General features: G+C 75.3%; 23 protein-coding genes. 11 read left to right on the top strand and 12 right to left on the bottom strand.

The genetic code is table 11. From position 1 onward, the window contains the following. The 7 genes from C6N75_RS11715 to C6N75_RS11690 form a co-directional block, all read right to left on the bottom strand. Positions 1-816 (bottom strand): CocE/NonD family hydrolase (locus tag C6N75_RS11715; protein ID WP_146132549.1); only part of this gene is annotated, 816 nt, incomplete at its 3' end. Then, positions 813-1,820 carry a hypothetical protein gene (locus C6N75_RS11710; protein WP_105868812.1) on the bottom strand — a complete coding sequence of 336 codons (1,008 nt, stop codon included), beginning with the start codon at positions 1,818-1,820 and terminating at the stop codon, positions 813-815. The genes C6N75_RS11715 and C6N75_RS11710, both read right to left, overlap by 4 nt. 144 nt (positions 1,821-1,964) lie before the next feature. Further along, positions 1,965-2,108 carry a streptamidine family RiPP gene (gene amiA / locus C6N75_RS30645; RefSeq protein WP_181160441.1) on the bottom strand — a complete coding sequence of 48 codons (144 nt, stop codon included), beginning with the start codon at positions 2,106-2,108 and terminating at the stop codon, positions 1,965-1,967. Between the two features lie 77 nt (positions 2,109-2,185). Then, complete coding sequence (locus C6N75_RS11705) at positions 2,186-3,031, bottom strand: ABC transporter ATP-binding protein (RefSeq protein WP_105868809.1); 846 nt, start codon at positions 3,029-3,031, stop codon at positions 2,186-2,188. Between the two features lie 25 nt (positions 3,032-3,056). Continuing rightward, positions 3,057-4,097, bottom strand: a complete 1,041-nt coding sequence (locus C6N75_RS11700; RefSeq protein WP_105868808.1) for a FecCD family ABC transporter permease — start codon at positions 4,095-4,097, stop codon at positions 3,057-3,059. After that, positions 4,094-5,155, bottom strand: a complete 1,062-nt coding sequence (locus C6N75_RS11695; protein WP_105868807.1) for a FecCD family ABC transporter permease — start codon at positions 5,153-5,155, stop codon at positions 4,094-4,096. The genes C6N75_RS11700 and C6N75_RS11695 overlap by 4 nt, the downstream gene beginning before the upstream one ends. Continuing rightward, the gene (locus tag C6N75_RS11690; protein ID WP_105868806.1) at positions 5,152-6,132 is read right to left on the bottom strand and encodes an ABC transporter substrate-binding protein; all 981 of its coding nucleotides are present in this window, start codon (positions 6,130-6,132) and stop codon (positions 5,152-5,154) included. The genes C6N75_RS11695 and C6N75_RS11690 overlap by 4 nt, the downstream gene beginning before the upstream one ends. A gap of 171 nt (positions 6,133-6,303) precedes the next feature. Here C6N75_RS11690 and C6N75_RS11685 point away from each other — a divergent pair, with 171 nt between their 5' ends. From C6N75_RS11685 to C6N75_RS11670, 4 genes are all read left to right on the top strand, one after another. Further along, complete coding sequence (locus C6N75_RS11685; RefSeq protein WP_105868805.1) at positions 6,304-7,557, top strand: hypothetical protein; 1,254 nt, start codon at positions 6,304-6,306, stop codon at positions 7,555-7,557. 75 nt (positions 7,558-7,632) lie between these two features. Then, positions 7,633-7,806 (top strand): 50S ribosomal protein L32, encoded by a 174-nt coding sequence (gene rpmF, locus C6N75_RS11680; protein WP_105868804.1) that lies wholly within the window; start codon positions 7,633-7,635, stop codon positions 7,804-7,806. 155 nt (positions 7,807-7,961) lie between these two features. Beyond that, positions 7,962-9,185: a permease gene (locus C6N75_RS11675; protein ID WP_258177361.1), complete on the top strand. Its 1,224-nt coding sequence runs from the start codon at positions 7,962-7,964 to the stop codon at positions 9,183-9,185. Continuing rightward, positions 9,182-9,991 (top strand): TIGR03943 family putative permease subunit, encoded by an 810-nt coding sequence (locus C6N75_RS11670; protein WP_258177360.1) that lies wholly within the window; start codon positions 9,182-9,184, stop codon positions 9,989-9,991. Before C6N75_RS11675 ends, C6N75_RS11670 begins: the two co-directional genes overlap by 4 nt. Positions 9,992-10,056: 65 nt before the next feature. On the opposite strand, the gene rpsN is transcribed toward C6N75_RS11670, so the two are convergent. Further along, a complete protein-coding gene (gene rpsN / locus C6N75_RS11665) occupies positions 10,057-10,362 on the bottom strand; it encodes a 30S ribosomal protein S14 (RefSeq protein WP_105868802.1) in 306 nt (101 codons plus the stop codon). Beyond that, positions 10,362-10,598 (bottom strand): 50S ribosomal protein L28, encoded by a 237-nt coding sequence (gene rpmB / locus C6N75_RS11660; RefSeq protein WP_105868801.1) that lies wholly within the window; start codon positions 10,596-10,598, stop codon positions 10,362-10,364. The genes rpsN and rpmB overlap by 1 nt, the downstream gene beginning before the upstream one ends. 70 nt (positions 10,599-10,668) lie before the next feature. On the opposite strand from rpmB, the gene rpmG reads away from it, so the two are divergent. From rpmG to C6N75_RS11640, 4 genes are all read left to right on the top strand, one after another. Beyond that, positions 10,669-10,833: a 50S ribosomal protein L33 gene (gene rpmG / locus C6N75_RS11655; RefSeq protein WP_105868800.1), complete on the top strand. Its 165-nt coding sequence runs from the start codon at positions 10,669-10,671 to the stop codon at positions 10,831-10,833. 50 nt (positions 10,834-10,883) lie between these two features. After that, complete coding sequence (locus C6N75_RS11650; protein WP_105868799.1) at positions 10,884-11,132, top strand: type B 50S ribosomal protein L31; 249 nt, start codon at positions 10,884-10,886, stop codon at positions 11,130-11,132. Positions 11,133-11,168: 36 nt separating this feature from the next. Then, positions 11,169-11,417 (top strand): 30S ribosomal protein S18, encoded by a 249-nt coding sequence (gene rpsR, locus C6N75_RS11645; RefSeq protein WP_105868798.1) that lies wholly within the window; start codon positions 11,169-11,171, stop codon positions 11,415-11,417. 165 nt (positions 11,418-11,582) lie between these two features. Continuing rightward, the gene (locus tag C6N75_RS11640) at positions 11,583-12,323 is read left to right on the top strand and encodes an SAM-dependent methyltransferase (RefSeq protein WP_105868797.1); all 741 of its coding nucleotides are present in this window, start codon (positions 11,583-11,585) and stop codon (positions 12,321-12,323) included. Between the two features lie 132 nt (positions 12,324-12,455). Here C6N75_RS11640 and xdhC read toward each other — a convergent pair whose 3' ends face one another. Genes xdhC through C6N75_RS11625 form a run of 3 tightly spaced genes read right to left on the bottom strand, consistent with a single transcriptional unit; the run spans position 12,456 to position 17,234 of the window. Further along, positions 12,456-13,355: a xanthine dehydrogenase accessory protein XdhC gene (xdhC, locus tag C6N75_RS11635; RefSeq protein ID WP_105868796.1), complete on the bottom strand. Its 900-nt coding sequence runs from the start codon at positions 13,353-13,355 to the stop codon at positions 12,456-12,458. A 1-nt stretch (position 13,356) separates the two neighbouring features. Beyond that, on the bottom strand, positions 13,357-15,756 hold the full coding sequence (gene xdhB / locus C6N75_RS11630; RefSeq protein WP_105868795.1) for a xanthine dehydrogenase molybdopterin binding subunit: 2,400 nt from the start codon (positions 15,754-15,756) through the stop codon (positions 13,357-13,359). Further along, the gene (locus C6N75_RS11625; protein WP_105868794.1) at positions 15,753-17,234 is read right to left on the bottom strand and encodes a xanthine dehydrogenase small subunit; all 1,482 of its coding nucleotides are present in this window, start codon (positions 17,232-17,234) and stop codon (positions 15,753-15,755) included. The genes xdhB and C6N75_RS11625 overlap by 4 nt, the downstream gene beginning before the upstream one ends. Before the next feature lie 789 nt (positions 17,235-18,023). Between C6N75_RS11625 and C6N75_RS11620 the strand changes: the two genes are divergently transcribed. The 3 genes from C6N75_RS11620 to alaS all read left to right on the top strand — a co-directional run bounded on the left by C6N75_RS11620 (position 18,024) and on the right by alaS (position 23,173). Beyond that, positions 18,024-18,998 carry an alpha/beta hydrolase gene (locus C6N75_RS11620; RefSeq protein ID WP_105868793.1) on the top strand — a complete coding sequence of 325 codons (975 nt, stop codon included), beginning with the start codon at positions 18,024-18,026 and terminating at the stop codon, positions 18,996-18,998. Positions 18,999-19,186: 188 nt separating this feature from the next. Beyond that, the gene (gene tsaD / locus C6N75_RS11615; protein WP_105868792.1) at positions 19,187-20,260 is read left to right on the top strand and encodes a tRNA (adenosine(37)-N6)-threonylcarbamoyltransferase complex transferase subunit TsaD; all 1,074 of its coding nucleotides are present in this window, start codon (positions 19,187-19,189) and stop codon (positions 20,258-20,260) included. A gap of 267 nt (positions 20,261-20,527) precedes the next feature. After that, positions 20,528-23,173, top strand: coding sequence for an alanine--tRNA ligase (alaS, locus tag C6N75_RS11605; protein WP_105868790.1), 2,646 nt, complete (start codon positions 20,528-20,530; stop codon positions 23,171-23,173). The last annotated feature ends 37 nt before the right edge of the window (positions 23,174-23,210 follow it).

The raw sequence follows: 23,210 nt of genomic DNA, 5'->3' as shown, positions 1-23,210 counted from the left end.
ACTCGCCGTCCCCGTGGCTCGGGGCGCGGCGGTGAGCCGGTGGTCCCAGGGGCCGAGGAGCAGGCGGGCCGGGCCGCCCCAGCCCTGCCAGAGGGCCACGGTGTCGTCGGCGAAGGGGTCCTTGGTGCCGCCCACCGCGAGGAGGGGCACGGCGGCGGCCGACCCGCGCAGGGCGAGCCGGCCGCGCCGGCAGTCGGCCCAGACGCCGCGCCAGGACGGCAGCCGGCGGCCCAGCCTGTCGTCCAGCGCGGTGACCGGCAGGTGCTCCAGCAGGTGGGGGTCGCGGGCCAGCGCCCGGTCCAGGGCGTCCGGGTCGGAGTCGGGGCGGTCGCCGTGCGCGGCCCACCAGCCGGCCCGGGCCCGCAGGCGTTCCGGGCCGCCGGGCTCGCGGGCCGTCTCGGCGAGGCCGAGCGCGGGCACCGCGGCGATGACGGCGTCCGGCCGTCCGGCGCCCTCGACCTCGGCCACCGCCGCCACCAGCGCGCAGTACGCGGCGTATGAGGCGCCGGACGCGACCACCCGCCCGTCGCTCCAGCGCTGCCGCCGGATCCAGGCCACCGTGGCCGTGCCGTCGTCGGCCTCGTGGTCGCCGTACGGGCGCCACTCCCCCGTCGAGCCGTGCCGGCCGCGGACGTCCTGGGCGACGGCGGCGAAGCCGCGCGCGGCCCAGCCGCGCAGTTCGGCGCGGTGGGCGGTGCGGCCGTAGGAGGTGCGGATCAGCACGGCGGGGTGCGGGCCGGAGCCCTGGGGCAGGCAGACGTCGGTGGCCAGCAGGGCCCCGCCCCCGCCGGCGAGGTGCTCGGTGCGGGCGGTCACGGCCGGCTCGCGGGCCGCAGCGGGGCGACGTCCGGGACGGGCAGGACGGGGTGGTCGGTGACGCGCAGGTCGCGCAGGTCGACGCGGCGCAGGGTGCGGCGGGCCGGCGGCGGGGAGGCTGTCGCGGTCCGCTCCCCCGGCCCCGCCGCCCAGGCGGCCAGCGCGGCGGTGAGCAGCGCGGCGACGAGCGCGGCGGAGGCCGCGGTGGGACGGGGCCCGTTGTCCGGGGTGCGGTGGCCGTCCCAGTAGGCGGCCAGCTCCCGGTGGGCGGCGGTCGCGGCCAGCCGGCGGCGGCGTACGCAGGCGGAGGTGACGTCTCCGGGCCGGTCGGCGAGGGGTTCGATCCAGAGCTGGGCGCCCTCGCGGTGGCAGCGCAGCCAGCCGATCCCTCGGCCGGGCAGCCGGTCGGCGGCGTCCCACCGGCCGGGCGGGACCGGCGCGTCGAGGCACCAGACCACGGCGGTGGGCGTCTTCGGCAGGCGACCGTCGGCGAGGGCCGCCACCTCCTCGGGGGTGGCGGAGCGGACGTCGGCGCCCTCGGCGGCGGCGAAGTGGCGCAGCGGACCGGTGAGCACGGCGTCACCGAGGACCAGGACGGTGTGCCCGTCGAGCGGGCGGCGCGGGACGGGGTCGGCGGTGGCGTGTCCGGCCTCCTCGAACGCCGCAGCGAGGCGGGCCAGTTCGGCGTCGCCATCGGAGCCGCGGTCAGAACCGCCATCGGACCTGCCGTCGGACCCGCCGTCCGACGCGGCATCGGACCCGCTGTCCGACCTGCCGTCCGACCCGGCATCGGACCCGCCGTCCGACCCGCCCTCGGGCTCGCCTCCGGACCGACCGCCCGACTCGCCGTCGGAGGCGCCGGCGGTCAGGGCCCGGGTGAGGGCTTCGGGGTCGGCGGTCCCGGTGGCCACGCGCAGGAACTCCCCGTCGGCGGTACGCAGCACCAGTCGGCCGTCGGGTCCGGTGACGAGCCCGGCGCCGGGGCCGAGTCTGGGGGTGCGGATCACGGTGAACCTCCGGAAGGAGCAGGGGGGATGGGGTCGGGGAACGGAGCGGGCCCGTCCGGCGTCGGCCGGACGGGCCCGCCGCGCCCAGGGGCGCGCACCCGCTGCGGTACGGGCAGCCGGTGTCCTCACACCGGCCGGGCCTTACTTGGCGTCGATGGCGTCCGCCTCGACGGCGTCGGCCGCGTCGGCGAAGGGGTTCTCGACGAGGGCGTTGGAGTGGGTGGCGGACAGGTGGGCGAGCTGGCCCTGCTCGGCGATCGGGGTGAAGACCTTCTGGTTGTCCATGAGTTGGCGTCTCCGTTCGATGGGAATCACTGAATGGGCCGCGTTCCGGCTGGTCGCCGGTCCGCGTGACACCGACTCTAATGAATATGATTTTCATTTCGCAAGGGCTCCGGAGAACCCACGGGGTGATCCGGGTAACACACCGGCCAGCCGCCGACCTCGTCGCGGCCCACCCGGCCCCGCACGCCGAGTACTTCGGCGAGCAGCGCGGGGGTGACCACCCGGTGCGGCGGCCCGTCGGCGGCGATCCGGCCGTCGCGCAGGGCGACGATCCGGTCCGCGAACCGGGCCGCGTGGTTGAGGTCGTGCAGCACCATCACCACCGTGAGGTCGCGCTCGGCCCGCAGCCGCACCACGGTCTGCAAGACCTCCAGTTGGTGCCGCAGGTCCAGGTAGGTGGTCGGCTCGTCCAGGAACAGCACCCGAGTGTCCTGCGCCAACGCCATGGCCAGGCGCACCCGTTGGCGCTCGCCGCCGGACAGTGCGTCCACCGGGCGGTCGGCCCAGGCGGTGGTCCCGGTGTCCGCCATGGCCCGTACGGCGGGCTCGTCGTCGCCGCCGCCGAGCATGCCCAGCGGACCGCGCGCCGCGTACCGCCCCTGGCGCACCAACTGCCGTACGGTCAGGCCCGGCACCGCCGGCGCGGACTGGTGCAGCAGGGCGACCCGGCGGGCGGCGGCCCGGCGGGACAGCCTGCTGACGTCGTCGCCCGCCAGCAGCACCCGGCCCGCGCTCGGTGCGGCCAGCCCGGCGGCCAGCCTGAGGAAGGTGCTCTTGCCGCAGCCGTTCAGCCCGATCAGGGCGACCAGTTCACCCGCCCGCACGTCCAGGTCGACTCCGCGCAGCACCTCCCGCCCCGAGTAGCCGAAGCGGAGTCCCTCCGCGCGGACGACCGGCGCCCCCGGCGCCCCGTCAGCAGTCATGTCTTCCCGTCCCTCCGGTGGATGGTCATCGCTCCTCCGTCCGCCGCCGGGCCACCACGAGCAGCAGCGCCGCGCCGACGCAGGTGGTCAGCGCACCGGCCGGCAGCGTCAGCCGGTCCGCGCCGAGCGCGTCGGCCAGCACCCGCGACAGCGCCTGGGCTGCCGCGTCCGCGCCGCCCACCACCAGCGCGCCCAGCAGCGCGGCCCCGGGCAGCGCGGTCCGCAGGTCGGCCCCGAAGACGGCGAGCGCCAGGTGCGGCACCAGCAGTCCGACGAAGCCCAGCGCGCCCACCGCGGCGACGGCTCCGGCGGTCAGCGCCACCGCGCACACCAGCGCGGCCGCCCGGCCGCGTACGGTGTGCAGCCCGGCCGCGGCGGCCTGTTCGTCGCCGCAGCGCAGCAGGGTCAGCGGGGCGGCGAGCAGCAGCGCCGCCGCCGTCCAGCCCAGCGCCCAGGGCCACAGCAGGCTCCAGTGGGCCCAGACCCGGCCCTCGGTGGAGCCGACCAGCCACTGCACGACGCTGCCCAGTTGCCCGGGTGCGACCAGCAGCACCATGGCGGTCAGGCCGGCCAGCACCGCCGAGACCAGCACCCCGTACACGGCGGTCTGCTCGGGGTCGCCCTGGCGGCGGCCGGCCAGCAGCCAGAGCAGCCCTGCCCCGGCGAAGCCGCCGAGGCATGCCGCGGCGACCACGGCCGCGGGCGACTCCCAGCCGGCCAGGCCCAGTCCGGTGGCGGTCACCGCGCCGAGCACCGCGCCCGGGGTGACGCCGGTGACCTCCGGCCCGGCCAGCGGGTTGCGCAGCGCGGACTGGAGCACCAGCCCGGCCAGGCCCAGGCTCGCCCCGGCCGCCAGGGCGACCAGCGTCCGGGGGGCCCGCAACCGGAGCACGATGTGCCGGGCCGTGGGGTCGCCGCCGCCGCGCAGGACGTCGAGGACGTCGGCGAGTTCGACGGCCGGTCCCGCGACCAGTCCGGCGCACCCGGCGAGCACGACCAGCACCGCGACGGCGGCGAGCCGGGCCGGCCCGCCCCCTGCCCGTGCGCGGAGGGTGGCGACGTTCATCGCTCCCCCTTGCGCAGGGAGGCCGGTTCGGGCTCGCGGTCCACCGGGGCGACGCGCGCGACCGGCACGTCGGCGCCGCGCGGTCGCCGCCGGCCGACTCCGAGGAGGATCACGCCGGCGGGTACGCCGACGAGCGCGGTCCACGCGCCCACCGGGACCTCGGTGGGCGCGAGGAGCAGCCGGGCGGGCTGGTCGGCCAGCAGCACCACGACCGCGCCGCACGCCGCGGACCAGGCGACCCAGGTGGCGGCGCCGCCGTCCGGCCGCAGCCGGCGGGCCAGGTGCGGGGCGAGGAAGCCGACCCAGGCGACCGGCCCGCAGACCGCCACCACGGGCGCGATCAGCAGGATCGCGATGGCCAGCGCGGCGACCCGGGCGCGCACCGCCCGCACCCCCAGCGCGCGGGCGTCGTCGTCCCCGAGCCGCAGCACGCCGAGGACCGGGGCGCACAGCACCAGCGCCGGGACGGCGACGACCAGCCACGGCCCGAGGCCGGTGACGTCGGGCCAGGTGCGGGCGGACAGACTGCCCAGCAGGTAGCGGTAGATGAGCTGGAGGTCGAGCTGGTCGGCCATGACCATCAGCACCAGCAGCCCGGCCTGGAGCGCCGCGGCGACGGCCGCGCCGGTCAGCAGCACCGCCGACGGGCTGCGGCCGAGGCCGGCGGCGAGCAGGGTGAGCGCACCGCCGAACGCGGCCCCGCCGACGGCCAGGAACGGCTGCACGGCCGCCGGGACGGTGAGCGAGAGGACCAGCGGGGCGGCGACCCCGAGCGCGGCGCCGGAGGAGACGCCCAGCATCTCCGGGACGGCGAGCGCGTTGCGCAGCGCCTCCTGGAGCACCAGGCCGGCCGCTCCCAGGCAGGCGCCCGCGACGAGCGCCAGCACCAGCCGGGGCAGGCGCAGTTCGCCGACCACGACCCCTTCCATCCCGTCGCCGCCGAGGGCGTGGAGCAGGCCCGTGGGCGGTACGGCGGGGGTGCCCAGGCAGAGCGCGGACAGGGCGCCCGCCAGCCCGGGGAGCGCAAGGCAGAGGACTGCTGCCGGCCGGCCGGTCACCGCAGTGCGGCCGTCGCCTCGTCGAGGACCAGGCCGAGGGAGCGGGTGCCGCGGCCCTTGGCCCACGCCTCGGAGTCGACCTCGATGACCTTGCCGCTGCGCACGGCCGGGATCCTGGACCAGAGCGGGTTCTCGGCGAGCTTGTCGGAGAGCTTCCCGTCGGAGCCGCCGAAGGACAGCGTCTCCACGAAGAGCACGTCGACGTCCCGGGCGAGGATCTCCTCCAGGCTGTAGGAACCGTCGACGCCGCGGCTCTTCCACGGGTAGTGCGCGATCTTCGGGAACATCCCGGCCGCCACGTCGGTCTCCGGGGTGGCGACGCCGAAGTTCTCGTCGCTGCCGAAGACGATCAGCGCGGTCTTGTCGCTCCTGGCCTCCTCGGCGCGGGCCAGCTTGGTGCGGAAGGCCCTCTCGGCCCGCTCGCCCTGCGCGGTGCGGCCGGTGAGCGCGGCGAGGCCGCGCAGGTAGCCGACGCTGTCCTGCCAGCGGGCGGGCTGCACCGGCCAGAACGTGGTCGCGCCCTTGAGCGCGGGGGCGAGCTTGCCGTGGGTGTCCTCCAGGCCGATCACCAGGTCCGGCTTGTGGGAGAGGATCGCCTCGGTCTCGGGGCTGAGGAAGCCGCCGGGGACGGTGGGGATGCCGGCCGCCTTCTCCTTCCCCAGGAAGCGCGGGTGCTTCAGCAGCGCGGAGTTGGTGGCGGCGGGGGTGAGCCCGAGTTCGGCGAGCATGTCGTCGCAGAGGGCCACCAGGCAGACGATCCGCCGCGGGGTGCCGGGCGGCGACACCGTGACGCCCCGGGCGTCGGTGATCTTCGCGGCGGCCTCGATGGGGCGCACGTCGACGCTGGTACGCGGACCGGCGGCGGCAGGTGCGTCGTCGCCGTCGCGGTCGCCGGCCTGGCCGGTGCAGCCGGCCAGCAGGCTGCCCAGGACGGCGAGCGCGGCCCACCGGCGGGCCTTCAAGAGGGTGCGGGGCATGGGGGTTTCCTCGGTTCCGTGGTGATCGCCGGGGCGTGCGGGACGTCTCGGCGGGGTCCCAGGCGCTCCCCCCTCGACGAGACCTCGGCATGATAATCATTCTCATTAAGCCGTCGCCACACCACCCCCGGCGAAGGCCCCCGAGCACCGCCACGCCCCCGGAGAGCGCCCATGACCCTTCCCCCGCGACTACTGGCAGCCGACCAGGTGGCCGGCCGCGTCAGCGTGTTGGACCTGCCCGACGGGCGGGAACGCGCCGTGCTGACCGGCCGCCACCTGGCCGAGCACGCCGGGTTCCTCGCCCTGCCCGGCGACCGGGCGGCCTTCGTCGACGACCGCGCCGGCGAGCTGCTGGTGCTCAGCCCGTACGCCGCCGAGCGGGGCGGCGGCCTGGTCGAGACCGCCGTGCCGGTGGCCGTGCCGGCCGAGCACCTCGCCGCGGACCCGGCCGGCCGCCGGCTCGCGGTCACCACCGGCCTGGGCCGCAACTGGTCCACCTGGAGCGACCTGTTGACCGTGGTCGACCTCGACGGACCTCGGGGCCCCGACGCCGTGCGGGTGCGCACCCGGACCGGCGAGCCGGGGGTGACCCTCCTCGGCGGCCCGGACCCGCTCGTCGTGCTGCGCCACCGGGAGCCGGGCGAGCTGGCCGCCTACCGGCACGGCCGCCTGCTGGCGACCCCCGCCGCCTGCCCACCGGTCGAGCCGGACCACCGCCTCCCGCTGCCCGACGACGACGGACACGGCGACGCCCACGACCCGGCGACGGGGCGGCTGTTCGCCGCGGCCGGCTCCGGGGTGCACCGGGCCCGCCGGGACGGCGACCGACTGGTCGCCGAGCCGCCGCTGCCCTGGGCGGCCGGGGGCCGGTCCGGCGGCCGCGGCTACTACCTGCGCCTGGACCCGGTGCGGCGCATGCTGTGGTCCTGCGTGCGGGGCGGCCCGGCCGACCCGGAGTCCTGGCCGGAGTGGACCAACGACGCCTGGTGGCACCGACTGGACACCGGCGCCACCGGCCGACTCGACCTCGGCCCCGGCCTGGTGTTCCGGCTGGCGGTGGCCGCCCGGCACACCGCCTTCGCCCGCGTGCACCCCGACGGCGACGAGCTGGTCCTGCTGGCCGCGCCGACCGCCCCCGGCGAGGACCCCCGGATCACCGCACGACTGCCGCTGCCCGCCATGTCCGGCGCTCCGCGCCGGGGCTCCACCCCCTGGGACGGGGTCCAGCGCCGGGCGATCGCGGCCTCCCCGGGCGGCTCGCTGGTCGCGGTCACCCGGGGCGGGCACGGCGAGATCCACCTCTTCGACGCCGACCGGGCGGAGCAGGTCACCACGTTGCGGACGCCCACCCCGCTCGACGAGGGCGGTCACCTCGCGCTGCTGACCCCCGGAGACGGGGCGACGGCCGATCCCGTCGGCCGCTAGCGGCCCTCCCGACACTTGCTCATGAATACCGTTTCCATATAGCGTCCGACGCCGAACCCCGACGAGGAGAGCTCCATGGCAGTCCCCAAGCGCAAGATGTCCCGCAGCAACACCCGCCATCGCCGCGCCCAGTGGAAGGCGACCACCCCGCAGCTCGTCCCGGTGACGGTCGACGGCGTCGTCCACCAGGTGCCGCAGCGCCTGGTGAAGGCGTACGAGCGCGGCCTCGCCCACCCCGAGGGCCGCTGAACCGCGGGCCCCCCGACTCCGGGCCGGACGGCGGTCGCAGCCACGGCGCCGTTCGGCCCGGCCCCACCCGGCCCGCCGCCTTCGCGGACACGGCGGCGGTCTAGGATGCCGACCGGTCGCCGCGGGGCGCCGCTCGCTCGACCCCGGAGGCACAGGTGGACGGACCAGACGCAGTCGTCGACGGGCGGCGTCCGGCCGCCGACGGCCTCCCGAACTCCGGCGACCTCCCGAACTCCGGCGACCTCCCCGACATCGACGGCCTCCCCGACTCCGGTGACGTCGCCACCGCCGGCGGCCTCTCGAACCCCGGCGATGTCCCGAACTCCGGCGATCTCCCGAACTCCGGCGACGCCCCCGACGCCGACGGCCTCCCCGACTCCGACGGTCTTCCGGACCCCGGCGGCAGCACACCGCCGCGCGTCCGCCCGCTCTCGGGCCGCGCGGCCGTCCTGGTCGCCGGCGCGGTCACCCTGCCGCTCGCGGCCCTGTGGGCGCTCGGCGGGCTGTCCGGCCGCGCCTTCACGACCTGGCAGACCGTCTGCGTGGCCGTCGCCGTGCAGGCGCTGCCCTTCCTCGTCCTGGGCACCCTTGTCTCCAGCGCGATCAGCGCCTTCGTCCCGCCGTCCGTCTTCAGCCGGGCCCTGCCCCGCCGGCCCGCGCTGGCGGTGCCGGTGGCGAGCGCGGCCGGGGTCGTCCTGCCGGGGTGCGAGTGCGCCTCGGTGCCGGTGGCGAAGAGCCTCATCGGACGCGGGGTGCCGCCCGCCGCGGCGTTCGCCTTCCTGCTGTCCGCCCCGGCCGTCAACCCGGTCGTGCTGATGTCGACGGCCGTCGCCTTCCCCGGCGACCCGGCGATGGTCGCGGCCCGGCTGGTCGCCTCGCTGGCCGTCTCCACGGGGATGGGGTGGCTCTGGCTGAGGCTGGGCCGGACCGAGTGGCTGCGGCCGCCGGCCCGACGCCCCGAACTGCCGGCGGGCGGCGGCCGGTGGGCCCGGTTCGCCGCCGGCTTCCAGCACGACTTCCTGCACGCGGGAGGGTTCCTGGTGGTGGGGGCGATGGCGGCCGCCACGTTCAACGTGCTGGTGCCCCGCTCGGTGCTCGGCTTCTTCTCCGACTCACCCTGGGCGTCCGTGCTGTTCCTGGCCCTGCTGGCGGTCGTACTGGCGGTGTGTTCCGAGGCCGACGCCTTCATCGCCGCCTCCCTCACCGGCTTCTCCCCCACCGCGAAGCTCGCGTTCATGGTCGTCGGACCGATGGTGGACCTCAAGCTGGTCGCCCTTCAGGCGGGCGCCTTCGGCCGGGCCTTCGCCCTGCGGTTCTCACTCGCCACGGGCGTGGTCGCCGTCGCGGCCTCGGCCCTGACGGGCTGGTGGCTGCTGTGAGGGCCGCGACCCGAGAGGGGGCGAGCGCCACGGTGCGGGACCTGCTGCGGTCCGGCCTGCTGCTGGTGACCGGCACCGCCGTGCTGCGCGTCTCGCTGGTCAGCGACATCTGCCTGCGCTACGTCAAACCCGGCATGCAACCGCTGCTGGTCGCCACCGGGTTCACCCTGGTGGCCGCCGGCCTGCTCGGCGTCCACCGCGCCGAGCAGGCCGCCGCCCACCGGCGCGCGGCCCGCCAGGACCCCCCGCCTGCCCGGGACGGCCACGGCCACGACCACGAGCACACGCCGAGGGTCGCCTGGCTGCTGCTCCTGCCGGCGCTCGCCCTGCTGCTGTTCGCGCCGCCCGCGCTCGGCTCGTACACCGCCTCCCGCGACACGGCCGCACCGGTGGAGGAGTACGAGGAGTTCGCGCCGCTGCCGCGCCAGGGCGCGGTGCCCCTGACGCTGACCGAGTTCACCGCCCGGGTGCGGCAGGACGAGGAACGGAGCCTGGCCGGCCGTACGGTGGTGATGCAGGGATTCGTCACCCCGCGCGCCGACGGGACCTGGGACCTCTCCCGCCTGCTGATCGCCTGCTGCGCCGCCGACGCGCGGACGCTCACCGTCACCGTGCACGGCGCCGCCGCGCCGCCCGCCGACACCTGGGTGCGGGTCACCGGCGCCTGGCACCCGGGCGGCACGCTCGGCACCGCGGGCGCGGCGGTCGCCCTGGACGTCACGGAGGTCGTGCCGACCCCCGAACCGCCGCTGCCCTACCTCGACCGCGCGCCCGAGCCGGATCCGGCGGAGGACGCCGGCGCCTGACCCCGGCCGAGGACGCGGCCACGGGGGGCGGCGATGTCGGCCGCCCCCCGGTCCTCATCCGGGCCTCACCAGGAGGACTTGGTCACTCCCGGCAGGAAGCCGGCATGGGCCTGCTGGCGTACGCGCACCCGGGACAGGCCGAACTTCCGCAGGTGCCCACGGGGGCGGCCGTCCACGCTGTCGCGGTTGCGCACCCGGGTGGCGCTGGCGTCGCGCGGCTGGCGCCGCAGTTCGGCGACCGCCGCGGCCCGCTCCGCCTCCGGCGTGTCCGGGCGGCGGATCACCGCCTTCAGCTGTGCGCGCCGGGCGGCGTAGCGCTCGACGACGGCCTTGCGCCGCTCGTTCCGGGCGATCTTGCTCTTCTTCGCCATCAGACCTTCCCTCCGCGCGCCCGGATGCGGGCGACCGCGGCCTCGACGCCGATGACGTCCACGGTCTTGATCGCCCGTGCGCTGAGCGTCAGCCGCACGGTGCGGCCCTCGCCGGCCAGCCAGTAGCGCTTGTGCTGGATGTTGGGGTCGAACCGGCGCGGGGTGCGGCGGTGCGAATGGGAGATGTTGTTGCCGAAGCCCGGCTTGGCGCCGGTCAGTTGGCACTGGGCGGACACGGGTGTTACCTGCCTCTCGTCGACCTGGCCCCACTACTGAACATGGAAACCATTGCCATATAGTAGCGGCATGGCACGCAACGAACTGCGCCCGGTCGTCAAGCTCCGCTCCACCGCGGGCACCGGCTACACCTACGTCACCCGCAAGAACCGGCGGAACGACCCGGACCGCCTGGTCCTGCGGAAGTTCGACCCGGTCGCCCGGCGTCACGTCGACTTCCGCGAAGAGCGCTGACCCCGTCCCCCACCCGCCGCCGCACCACCCCCGATCGCGAGGACCCTGCCATGAAGCCCGGCATCCATCCCCCGTACCGCCCCGTCGTCTTCCGCGACCGGGCGGGCGCGTTCGCCTTTCTGACCCGCTCCACGATCAGCAGCGACAAGACCGTCGAGTGGGAGGACGGCGGCACCTATCCCGTGGTCGACGTGGAGATCTCCTCCGCGAGCCACCCCTTCTACACCGGCACCGCACGCGTGCTGGACACCGCGGGCCGCGTCGAGCGCTTCGAGCGCCGCTACGGCCGCGCCCGCTGACCCGTCTCCCCCGACCCGCCCCCCGAGGAGCCCCCCGTGCCCCGACGCCACGACCCCCGCAAGCCCGCCAAGGCGCGCCCCAACCCGTTGGACGCGGCCGGCATCACGTACATCGACTACAAGGACACCGACCTGCTGCGGAGGTTCATCTCCGACCGCGGCAAGATCCGCAGCCGCCGGGTGACCCGCATCAGCGCCCAGCAGCAGCGCCAGATGGCCGCCGCCGTCAAGAACGCCCGCGAGATGGCCCTGCTGCCCTACGGCTCCGGCCCGGGCGGCCGGTAGAAAACCGGTGGAGGCGCCGACCCGGAAGGCTTACCTTGTCCGGGTCCAGAAGATCCACGTGTTCGGAAGAGGTGCGTCAGATGACGGTCGAGGCCATGGCTGCCGGCTCCGGTCGGCTGTCCCCCGCAGACACCACGACCTCATCGCACCGAAGGAATTCCTCTCGTGGATCTTCCCCGCATCTTCGCCCTTCGCGAAAGCAGCCACCGCGTCCACAATCCGTTCGCCCCTGACAAGCTCGCCGTCCTCGGCCGGGCGCTGCGCCTGGCTCCCGGGACGCGCGTGCTCGACCTGGCCAGCGGGTCGGGCGAGATGCTGTGCACCTGGGCCCGTGACCACGGCGTCACCGGGACCGGGGTGGACATCAGCACGGTGTTCACCGAGAAGGCCCGCGCCCGGGCCGCCGAACTCGGCGTCGCCGACCGGGTCGCGTTCGTGCACGGCGACGCCTCCGGCCACGTCTCGGACGAGCCGGTGGATCTCGCCGCGTGCGTCGGGGCGACCTGGATCGGCGGCGGGGTCGCCGGCACCGTCGAGCTGCTGGCGAGGAGCCTGCGCCCCGGCGGCCTGATGCTGATCGGCGAGCCGTACTGGCGCCGGGAGGCGCCGGACCGGCGGACCGCCGAGGCGGTCGGCGGCGGAGGCGAGTTCCACGTCCTGCCGGAGCTGATCGAGCGGTTCGGTGCACTGGATTACGACGTCGTGGAGATGGTGCTGGCCTCCGAGGACGACTGGGACCGCTACCAGGCGGCGCAGTGGCTCAACCTCCGCCGCTGGCTGGACGCCCATCCCGACGACGAGCTGGCCGGCGAGGTGCGGGCCGAGCTGACCACCGGTCCCGCCCGCTACGCGCGCTACCGGCGGGAGCACCTCGGCTGGGGCGTCTTCGCCCTGATGGCCCGCTGACGGGCCGTCCGCCGACGGACTGTTCCGCCGACGGACTGTTCCGCTGGCGGACCGGCCGCCGACGGAGCGTTCCGCCGAGTGACCGAAAGGGGCGGGGCCCCNNCCCGCCCCTTCGCCGATGCGGTCCGCCGGTCAGGCCGCCGTGCCGGACGAGCGGTGCGCTCCCCGGCCGGGGTCCGCCTCGGCGGCCGGCGGGGACAGCGGTACGGGCTCGGTGGCCGCCCCGGCGCGCTCCTCCTCGAAGGCCCGCATGAGGTCGGCGGCGACGCTCACCGCGATCACGGCGGGCTCCTTGCCGGTGATCCCCGGCGTACCGATCGGGATCTTGATCCGGTTGATCGCGGCCTCGTCGTGGCCGCCCTCGGTGGTCAGCCGGTGCCGGAAGCGCGCCCACTTGGCGGACGAGCCGATCAGGCCGATCGAGCCCAGGCCGGGCGTGCGCAGGGCCTGGTCGACCAGTGCGGCGTCCTCGGCGTGGTCGTGCGTCATGATCAGGACGTGCGTGCCGGGAGCGAGCTCCGCGAGCACCTCCTCGGGCAGCAGCGGCTGGTGGTGCACGCTGATCTCCGCCACCGCGTCCGCGAGCACGTCGAGCCGTTCGTCGGCGAGCATCTCGGCGCGGCTGTCGACCAGGTGCAGGTCGATGTTGTGGCGGGCCAGGATGCGGGCCAGCTCGAACCCGACGTGGCCGACGCCGAACACCGCCACCGCGGGAACCACCGGGAGCGGTTCCAGCAGGACGGTGACGGCGCCGCCGCAGCACTGCACCCCGTGCCGGTTGGTGACCTTGTCGTTCAGGGCGAAGTCCATCAGTTCCGGCTCCGGGTCGGGCCGGTCGATCAGCTCGCGCGCCCGGTCGATGGCGACGGCCTCGATGTTGCCGCCGCCGATGGAGCCCCAGGTGCCGGACGCGCCCACCACGAGCTTGGCCCCGGCCTTGCGGGGTGCGTGGCCGCGCACGGTCGCGACGGTCACCAGCACGCCGGTCTCCCGGCGTGCTCGCAACCGCCCGACCGCGGCCACCCAGGTCATGTCAGGCATGGCTCAGGGCGATGGGACGTGCCGGGATCTCGCCGCCGTCGAGCGGGAGGTCCTCACGCCGCACCTCGCCGCTGCGGGCCGCCTGGACCGCCCAGAACACCGCCTCCGGCGTCGCCGGCGAGGCCAGGTCCACGCTGACGCCGGCCGGCCCGAACGCGGCGGCGGCCTGCCGCAGCGCCTCGCGGACCGAGAAGGCCAGCATCAGCGGGGGCTCGCCGACCGCCTTGGAGCCGAACACGGCGCCCTCTTCGGTGGCGTTCTCCATCAGCGCGACGTTGAACTCCTCGGGCATCTCCGAGAAGCTCGGCAGCTTGTAGGTGCTGGCCGCCTGGGTCTGGAGCCGGCCGCGGTGGGGGCCGTCGCTGGTGTCCCAGCGCAGGTCCTCCAGCGTCAGCCAGCCCGCGCCCTGCACGAAGCCGCCCTCGACCTGGCCGATGTCGATCATCGGGGACAGGCTGTCGCCGACGTCGTGCACGATGTCGACCCGGCGGATGCGGTACGCGCCGGTGAAGCCGTCCACCTCGACCTCGGTCGCGGCCGCGCCGTAGGAGAAGTACTTGAACGGCGTGCCCTGGAACTTCTTGATGTCCCAGTGCAGTCCCTCGGTCCGGTAGAAACCGGCCGCCGAGAGCTGCACCCGCTGGATGTACGCGGTGCGGATCAGGTCGTCCCAGGCCACGGCCTTGTCGCTGCCGAGAGCCCGTGCGAAGCCCTCGACGATGCGCACGTCCGCGGCGCCGGCGCCCAACTGGGTGGCGGCCACCTGGAGCAGGCGCCCGCGGAGCTGCTCGCAGGCGTTCTTGACCGCGGCGCCGTTGAGGTCCGCGCCGGAGGAGGCCGCGGTGGCGGAGGTGTTGGGCACCTTGTCGGTCCGCGTCGGGGCGAGCCGCACCCGGTGCAGCGGGATGCCCAGGGTGGTCGCGGCGACCTGGAGCATCTTGGTGTGCAGGCCCTGGCCCATCTCGGTGCCGCCGTGGTTGATCAGGACGGAGCCGTCCTTGTAGATCAGCACCAGCGCGCCGCCCTGGTTGAAGGCGGTGAGGTTGAACGAGATGCCGAACTTGACGCCGGTGACGGCCAGCGCCCGCTTGGTGTGCGGGTGCGCGGCGTTGAAGGCCGCGATCTCGCGCTTGCGGTCGGTGAGGCCGCCGTTGGCGCGGACCTGCTCCCACACGGCGGAGATCCGCTCGGGGTGGGTGACGAGCTGGCCGTAGGGCGTGGTCTGGTCCTGCTGGTAGAAGTTGCGCTCGCGCAGCTCCATCGGGTCGATGCCGAGCAGCGGCGCGACCCGCCCGAGGATGTCCTCGATGACGATCATGCCCTGCGGGCCGCCGAAGCCGCGGAAGGCGGTGTTGGAGACCGAGTTGGTCTTGGCGATGCGGCCTTCGACCCGGGCGTTGGGGATCCAGTACGTGTTGTCGATGTGGCACAGCGCGCGGGCCACCACCGGCTCGGACAGGTCCAGGCTCCAGCCGCCGTCCGCGGTGAGCGTGGCCGCCAGGGCCTGGATGCGGCCCTCGGCGTCGAAGCCGATCTTCCACTCGGCGTGGAAGCCATGGCGCTTGCCGGACATCGTCATGTCCTGGGTGCGGTTGAGCCGCAGCCGCACCGGCCGGCCGGTGAGCTTGGCGCCCAGCGCGGCGATGGCCGCGAAGCCGTGCGGCTGCATCTCCTTGCCGCCGAAGCCGCCGCCCATCCGCAGGCACTGCACGGTGATCTCGTTGCTGCTGCAACCCAGGACGTGCGCGACGATCTCCTGGGTCTCCGAGGGGTGCTGGGTGCTGCTCTGGATGAAGATCTGCTCGTTCTCGTCCACGAGGGCGAGCGCCGCGTGGGTCTCCAGGTAGAAGTGCTCCTGGCCGGAGAACTCGAACTCGCCGGTGAACACGTGCGCGGACTCGGCGAACCCGGCGTCCACGTCGCCCGCCACCATCACGGGGTTGATGCCGTGGAAGCTGGAGCGCGCGATGGCGTCCTTCAGCGTGAGGGTGGAGGGCAGCTCGTCGAGCTCCACCTCCACGGCGGCGGCGCCGAGCCGGGCCGCCTCCAGGGTCTCGCCGAGCACCCAGGCCACCGCGTGGCCGTAGAACATGACCTCGTCGGGGAAGAGCGGCTCGTCGTGCTTCATGCCGGCGTCGTTGACGCCGGGCACGTCGGCGACGGTCAGCACGCGGACCACGCCGGGCACCGCCAGCGCGGGCTCGGTGCGCAGCGCGGTGACGCGGCCGTGGGCCTTCATGACCTGCACCGGGTAGGCGTGCAGCACGTCCTTGGTGCGGTGCACCAGGTCGTCGGTGTACAGCGCGGCGCCGGTGACGTGCAGGCTCGCGCTCTCGTGGGGCATGGAGACGCCGACTACCGGCTTCTCGGGACGCTCGGACAGATGGCTCATGACGACACCGCCTCGGTGGTCTGGGCGTACAGCTTCAGCAGGCTCTGGCCGAGCATCGCGGACCGGTATCCGGCGCTCGCCCGGTGGTCGTTCATCGGAGTGCCCTGGGCCTGGAGCACCTGGGCCGCGGCCTCGACGGTGTCCGTGGACCACGGCTTGCCCTCCAGGGCGGCCTCGGTGGCCAGGGCGCGGATCGGGGTGGCGGCCACTCCGCCCAGGCCGATCCGGGCCTTGGCGACCACGCCGTCCTCGATCTCCAGCGCGAAGGCGACGGCGACGCTGGAGATGTCGTCGAAGCGGCGCTTGGCGATCTTGTGGAAGGCGGTGACCGGCGCGAGCGGCAGCGGGATCCGCACCGCGCGGATCAGCTCGCCGGGGCGGCGCACGCTCTGGCGGTACCCGGTGAAGTAGTCCGCCAGCGGCACCTCGCGCTCGCCGTCGGCGCCCGCGAGCACCAGCGACGCCTCCAGGGCCAGCAGCACCGGCGGGCTGTCGCCGATGGGCGAGCCGGTGCCCAGGTTGCCGCCGAGGGTGGCGCTGTTGCGGATGAGCCGGGAGGCGAACTGCGGGAACAGCTCGGCCAGCAGCGGCACCCGGCCGTCCAGGCGGCGCTCGATCTCGGTGAGCGTCAGCGCCGCGCCGATCTCGACGTGGTCCGACTCCTCGCGCAGCTCGCGCAGTTCGGGCAGCCGGTCGACGGCGACCACGCACTCCGCGCGGCGGGAGCGGATGTTGACCTCCACGCCCCAGTCGGTGCTGCCGGCGACGACGACCGCCTCGGGCCGCTCGCGCAGCACCTCCAGGACGCCGGACAGGGTGCCCGGCCGCAGGAAGACGCTGTCGTCCTGGGCGTACTCGGTGACGGCCGCGTCCGGCGCGGACTGCTCGCGGCGCTGGGCCAGCGGGTCGCCCTCGGCGGGCGCGCCGACGGCGAAGGCCGCGTCGCGGATGGGGCGGTATCCGGTGCAGCGGCAGAGGTTGCCGCTCAGCGCGTGCAGGTCGAAGCCGTTCGGACCGTGCTCGCTGTCGCCGCCGACCTGGGCTTCGGTCCCCTCGGCCCCGTCGGCGTGGGCGCAGCGGCCGGGCCGGTAGTACTCGGCGGCCATGCTGCACACGAAGCCCGGGGTGCAGTAACCGCACTGGGAGCCGCCGCGGACCGCCATCTCCTCCTGCACCGGGTGCAGCGTGGGCGCCTTGCCGGGCGCGCCGGGGGTGGCCAGGCCCTCGGAGGTGACGATCTCCTGGCCGTCCAGGGCGGCGACCGGCGCGAGGCAGGCGTTGACCGCGACCCAGTCGGTCGGCTTGTCCACCCCGGGACGGGCCACCAGGATCGAGCACGCGCCGCATTCGCCCTCGGCGCAGCCTTCCTTGCTTCCGGTGAGGCCGCGCTCACGCAGGAAGTCGAGGGCCGTGGTGTGGGGAGCGGCCGGGGAGATCGGTGTGACCTTCCCGTTGACCGTGATGTGCGCCGCTACCATGGCAGATCCTCATTCCGGTGCACGCTGGTACAGATTGTGTAAGTCGCCATTTAAGGGCTTTCTATATCGATGGCGCAGGTGGAGAAAATCCCGGGGCGCAGACGTGCACGTATTCACGATAGGACGTGCCGGAGGCCGGGGAAGAGAGAAGAACCGCGGGCGCGGGGGCCGCGGGCGGCCGCGCCGCGGAGGGGTGGGGCGCTAGCTGCCGTGCGCCACGCGACCCGGGACCCAGGCGGTCTGCTGCGCGCGGCGATGCAGGTCGGAGAGGGTGGTCATCCGACTTCGCCTCCTTCGAGCAGCTCAACGGGTCGGTGGGTCGAAGCTAAGTCGCCGCGGGTACTTCGGTCAAGCGGCCGTAAGCACACCCAAATGGGCTCGGGCGAACCCACCATGAACCGATCAGGGCCCGCGAAACCGGTTGGGTGATCACACAGTTGACTCGCCCGAAAGGCACCCCACGGTAAGCGGTCCGCTTCCTGCGGTGAGGGTGCGCGCGGCGGGCCGGCCGACGGGTTGCGCGGCACGTGGGGCGGACGACGATGGACAGAGGGGCCGGCGCATCCGGCCGAGGCGCGACACCGGCGCCGGGCACCACCGCAGCCCGGCCGCGGGCCACGGGCCCGCGACGGCCGTACCGCCGGGCGGCGCGCCGGGCCGGTGCACCTCGCACCCCGGCCCGTACGGCTCGTACGAACCGTCCTTCCACGACCCGTACGCCCCGCCGGCCGGGTCCCGCGCCCGCACTCTCGTCCACCTCGTCCTCCGCCCCGTTCGCAGGGAGCCGACATGACCGACCTCCTCCCGCCGACCGCCCCGTACCTGGAGCCCGCCGCCAGGGAGCTGGCGGAGGCCACCGATCCGCATCCCCGTATCCACGAGGTGCCGCCGGAGAAGGGCCGCGACATCCTGCTCGGCCTGCAAAGCGACGCCGGCGTGCCGCGCCCGGACGTCGACGAGGAGTGGGTCGAGGTGGACGCGGGCCAGTGGGGCTCGGTCCGCACCCGGATCATCCGGCCCAGGGGGGCGGGCGGGCCGCTGCCGGTGGTGTTCTACATCCATGGCGCCGGCTGGGTCTTCGGCGACGAGAAGACCCATGACCGGCTCTTCCGCGAGCTGGCGGTCGGCGCCGGCGCGGCCGGCGTCTTCCCGGTCTACGACCGGGCCCCGGAGGCGCGCTACCCCACTCAGGTCGAGCAGAACTACGCCGTCGGCCAGTGGGTGCTGGAGCACGGAGCGGAGCACGGCCTGGACACCTCACGGGTCGCGGTGACCGGCGAGTCGGTCGGCGGTTGCATGTCCGCCGTCTTCGCGCTGATGAACAAGGAGCGCGGCGGGATCGACCTCAGGGCCCAGGTCCTGCTCTACCCGGTCACCGACGCCGGCTTCGACACCCCGTCCTACCGGCAGTTCGCCGAGGGCTACTACCTCACCCGGGACGGGATGAAGTGGTTCTGGGACGCCTACGCCCCCGAGCCCGCGCAGCGCGCCGAGATCTACGCCTCCCCGCTCCAGGCGCCGCTGGACCAGCTCAGGGGGCTGCCGACCACCCTCGTCATCACCGACGAGGCCGATGTGCTGCGGGACGAGGGCGAGCGGTTCGCCGACCGGCTGCGCGAGGCGGGCGTGGACGTCACCTCCGTGCGGGTGGCCGGCATGGTCCACGACTTCCTGCTGCTGGACAGCCTGCGCGACACCCATGCCGCCGGCGTCGCCCGGAAGCTCGCCGTGGACGCCCTGCGCACCGCCCTGCACGACGACTGAGCCGCTCGCGCCCCGTGCGGCGGGCCTGGTCGAGATCGCCGCGGGCGGCGTACTCCCCCGCCGCCTCGGTGGGCGGACTGATCCGACCGTCTTCGGCGCTCGCTCGCGGCACTCCCCCGGAAATGGGCCCTGCCTCTTATTGCACATATATTGCAGATGCAAGATGGGTGCAGAGGAGGAGGGGTGTCATGGGTGGTGGACCGATCGTCCTGGGGATCGAGTCGTCGTGCGACGAGACCGGCGCGGGGATCGTGCGGGACGGGCAGCTACTCGCGCACGTGGTGGCGTCGAGCATGGACGAGCACGCCCGGTTCGGCGGCGTCGTGCCCGAGATCGCCGCCCGCGCGCACCTCCAGTCGTTCAACCCGGTCGTCCGGCAGGCGCTCGACCAGGCCGGTCTGCGGCTGGGGCAGCTCGACGCGGTGGCCGTCACCACCGGGCCCGGACTCTCCGGCGCCCTTCAGGTCGGCCTCGCCGGGGCCAAGTCCCTCGCCTACGCGGCCGGGGTGCCGCTCTACGGAGTGCACCACCTGGCCGGGCACGTCGCCGCCGACACCCTGGAGCACGGGCCGCTGCCCGCCCCCTGCGTGGTGCTGATCGTCTCCGGCGGCCACACCTCGCTGCTGCTCGTGCGGGACCTGGTGCGCGAGCCGATCGCGCACCTGGGCGACACCCTGGACGACGCCGCCGGCGAGTGCTTCGACAAGGCCGCCCGCATCCTCGGGCTGCCCTATCCCGGCGGGCCCGCCATCGACCGCGCGGCCCGGGACGGCGACCCCCGGGCCGTGGAGTTCCCGCGGCCGCTCACCCGCGCCGGCGACGACCCGTACGCCTTCTCCTTCTCCGGCCTGAAGACCGCCGTGGCCCGCTGGGCCGAGAAGCACCGGCTCCAGGGTGCGGACCTGCCCGTCGCGGACGGGGCCGCGGCGCTCCAGGAGGCCGTCGCCGACGTGCTGAGCCGCAAGGCGCTCGCCGCCTGCGCGGCGTACGGCGTCCGGACGCTGGTCGTGGTGGGCGGCGTCGCGGCGAACTCCCGGGTCCGGGCCCTCACCGAGCGGCGGTGCGCCGCCGCCGGCGTGGAGCTGCGCGTGCCGCCGATGACGCTGTGCACGGACAACGGCGCCATGATCGCGGCCGTCGGCGACCTCCTCGTACGCGCCGGAGCCGAGCCCGCGCCGCTGGACGTGTCGATCGACCCGTCGGCGCCCCTGGAGTACGCCTCCCTGACGCCGCTGCCCGTCGCCGCGGCGCGGGCCGCCTGATGCCCGTGGCCGCCCGGCAGAGGCCCGCGACCCACCCGGACGGGGTGCGGACCGTGTCCGCGGACGCGTTCGGCATCCGGCCCGGGAACGACGGGCCGACGCGGGCCGCGGCGTGTGCGCGCCGTCCGAGACTCCGCCAGCGGCACGGCCGGCCCCGTGCCATCCGTCCCGCGCCCGGGGAAACCGCCGCCTTCCTCGGCGCCCGGCTCCCGGCCCGCACCGCCGCCGCCCGCCCCCTGTGACCCTTCGACCGGAGCAGTGAGACCTTTGCGTACCGCCGACATCCGCCAGCGCTTCCTCGACTACTTCGCCGCCCGCGGCCACAGCGTCGTGCCCAGCGCGCCCCTGCCCACCCCCGACCCGACGCTGCTCTTCGTGAACGCGGGCATGGTGCCGTTCAAGCCCTACTTCGCGGGCGAGGCCGCGCCCCGGTGGGACCGGGCGACGAGCGTGCAGAAGTGCGTGCGCACCCTGGACATCGAGGAGGTGGGCAAGACCACCCGGCACGGCTCGTTCTTCCAGATGAACGGCAACTTCTCCTTCGGCGACTACTTCAAGGAGGAGGCCATCGCCTTCGCCTGGGACCTGTCGGTGAAGCCGCAGACGGAGGGCGGCTACGGGCTCGACCCGGAGCGGATCTGGGTGACCGTCCACCACTCCGACACCGAGTCCCGCGGCATCTGGCGCGAGGTCGCCGGTCTGCCGGACGCCCGGATCGTGGCCCGCGGCGACGAGGACAACTTCTGGTCCATGGGCGTCCCCGGCCCGTGCGGGCCCTGTTCGGAGCTGTACTACGACCGGGGCCCGGCCCTGGGCCGCGAGGGCGGGCCGGCCGTCGACGAGGACCGGTACATGGAGTTCTGGAACCTGGTCTTCATGCAGTACGAGCGGGGCGAGGGCCCCGGCAAGTCCGGCTACCCGATCCTGGGCGAGCTGCCCCGCCGGAACATCGACACCGGCATGGGCCTGGAGCGGATGGCCACCCTCCTCCAGGGCAAGGACAACCTGTACGAGACCGACGAGATCCGCCCCGTCCTGGACCGGGCCGCCGAACTGGCGGGCGTCCGCTACGGCGCCGACGCGGGGGCCGACGTGCGGCTGCGGGTGGTCGCCGACCACGTCCGCACCGCGCTGATGCTGCTGGCCGACGGCACCGCGCCCGGCAACGAGGGCCGCGGCTACGTCCTGCGCCGCATCCTGCGCCGCTCCGTCCGCTCGATGCGCCAGCTCGGCTTCCACGACCCGGCGCTGCCCGAGCTGCTGCCCGTCGCCCGGGACCGCATGGCCCCCGGCTACCCGGACGTGGTGGAGTCCTTCGCGCGGATCTCGGACCAGGCGTACGGCGAGGAGGACGCCTTCCGCGCGACCCTGCGGCAGGGCACCACCGTCCTGGACACCGCAGTCGCCGAGGTCCGGCGGGGCGGCGGCCGCTCGCTGCCCGGCGCGCAGGCGTTCCTGCTGCACGACACCTACGGCTTCCCCATCGACCTGACCTTGGAGATGGCCGCCGAGCAGGGTGTCGAGGTCGACCGCGAGGGCTTCACCGCCCTGATGAACGCCCAGCGGGAGCGGGCCCGCGCCGACGCCCGGGCCCGCAAGTCCGGCGGTGCGGCCGACACCTCGGCCCTGCGCGCCATCCTCGACGCGCACGGGCCGACCGACTGGCGCGCCTGGGAGGGCCTGACCACCGAGTCCCGCGTGCTCGCGCTCCTCGGCCCGGAGGGGCCGGCGCCGGTGGCCCGGACCGGCGACATCGTCTCCGTGGTCCTGGACCGCACGCCCTTCTACGCCGAGTCCGGCGGGCAGGACAGCGACGCCGGACTGCTCTCCGGCGCCTCGGCGGAGGCCGAGGTCGTCGACGTCCAGCGTCCGCTGCCGGGCCTGGTGGTCCACCGGGTGCGGATCACGGCGGGCGAGCTGGCCGTGGACGACTCGGTCCACGCGGCCGTCGACCCGGAGTGGCGGCTCGGCGCCCGCCAGGCCCACTCCGGCACCCATGTGCTGCACGCCGCCCTGCGCGAGGTCCTGGGCCCGACCGCCCTGCAATCCGGCTCCTACAACCGGCCTGGCTACCTCCGCCTGGACTTCCCCTGGCGCGGGGCGCTGTCCCCGGCCGTCCGCTCGGAGGTCGAGGAGGCCGCCAACCGGGCCCTGCGCCGCGACCTGCCGGTCGGCGTCCGCTGGATGCCGCTGCCGGAGGCCAAGCAGCTCGGCGCGCTGGCGCTGTTCGACGAGACGTACGGGGAGAAGGTCCGGGTCGTCGAGATCGGCGGCGCCTGGTCGCGCGAGCTGTGCGGCGGCACCCACGTCGAGCACGCCGCCCAGATCGGCACCGTGGCGCTGACCTCGGAGTCCTCGGTGGGCGCGGGCATGCGCCGGCTGGAGGCCGCCGTCGGCATCGAGGGGTTCGGCTACCTGGCCCGCGAGCGCGACCTGGTCGCCCGGATCGCCGAGCAGCTGGGCGCGCCCCGCGCCGAGCTGCCCGAGAAGATCGCCGGCCTCCTGGACCGCCTCAAGGCCGCCGACCGCGAGAACGCCCGTCTGAAGGCGCAGGCCGTCTCGGCCCGGGCCGGCGACCTGGCCGGGCGGGCCGCCGACGCCGGCGGGACCCTCGTGGTCGCCCACACCCTCGACGGGGCCGCCGACGAGGCCCGCGCGCTCGCCCTCGCCGTCCGCGACCGCCTCCCCCAAGGCCGGCCCGGCATCGCGGCCGTCGCCACCACCTCCGGCGGCCTCGTCGTGGCCGTCAACGCCGCCGCCCGCGAGGCCGGCCGGCACGCGGGCGCCCTGGTCAAGGAGGTCCTGGGCGGCCGGGGCGGAGGTTCCGCCGACGTCGCCCAGGGCGGCGGCGTCCCGGCCGCCGACCTCACCGCGCTCCTGGCCGACCTGCCCCGCCGGATCGCGGCGGGCTGACCCGCCGACGGGCGCGGCGGGTGCTCCGCGCAGTCCT

It is taken from the genome of Streptomyces solincola, from assembly GCF_002982015.1.
Lineage (GTDB): Bacteria > Actinomycetota > Actinomycetes > Streptomycetales > Streptomycetaceae > Streptomyces > Streptomyces solincola.
The sequence above is the reverse complement of the archived record's forward strand: the minus strand, read 5'-3'. Positions and strand labels throughout refer to the sequence as shown.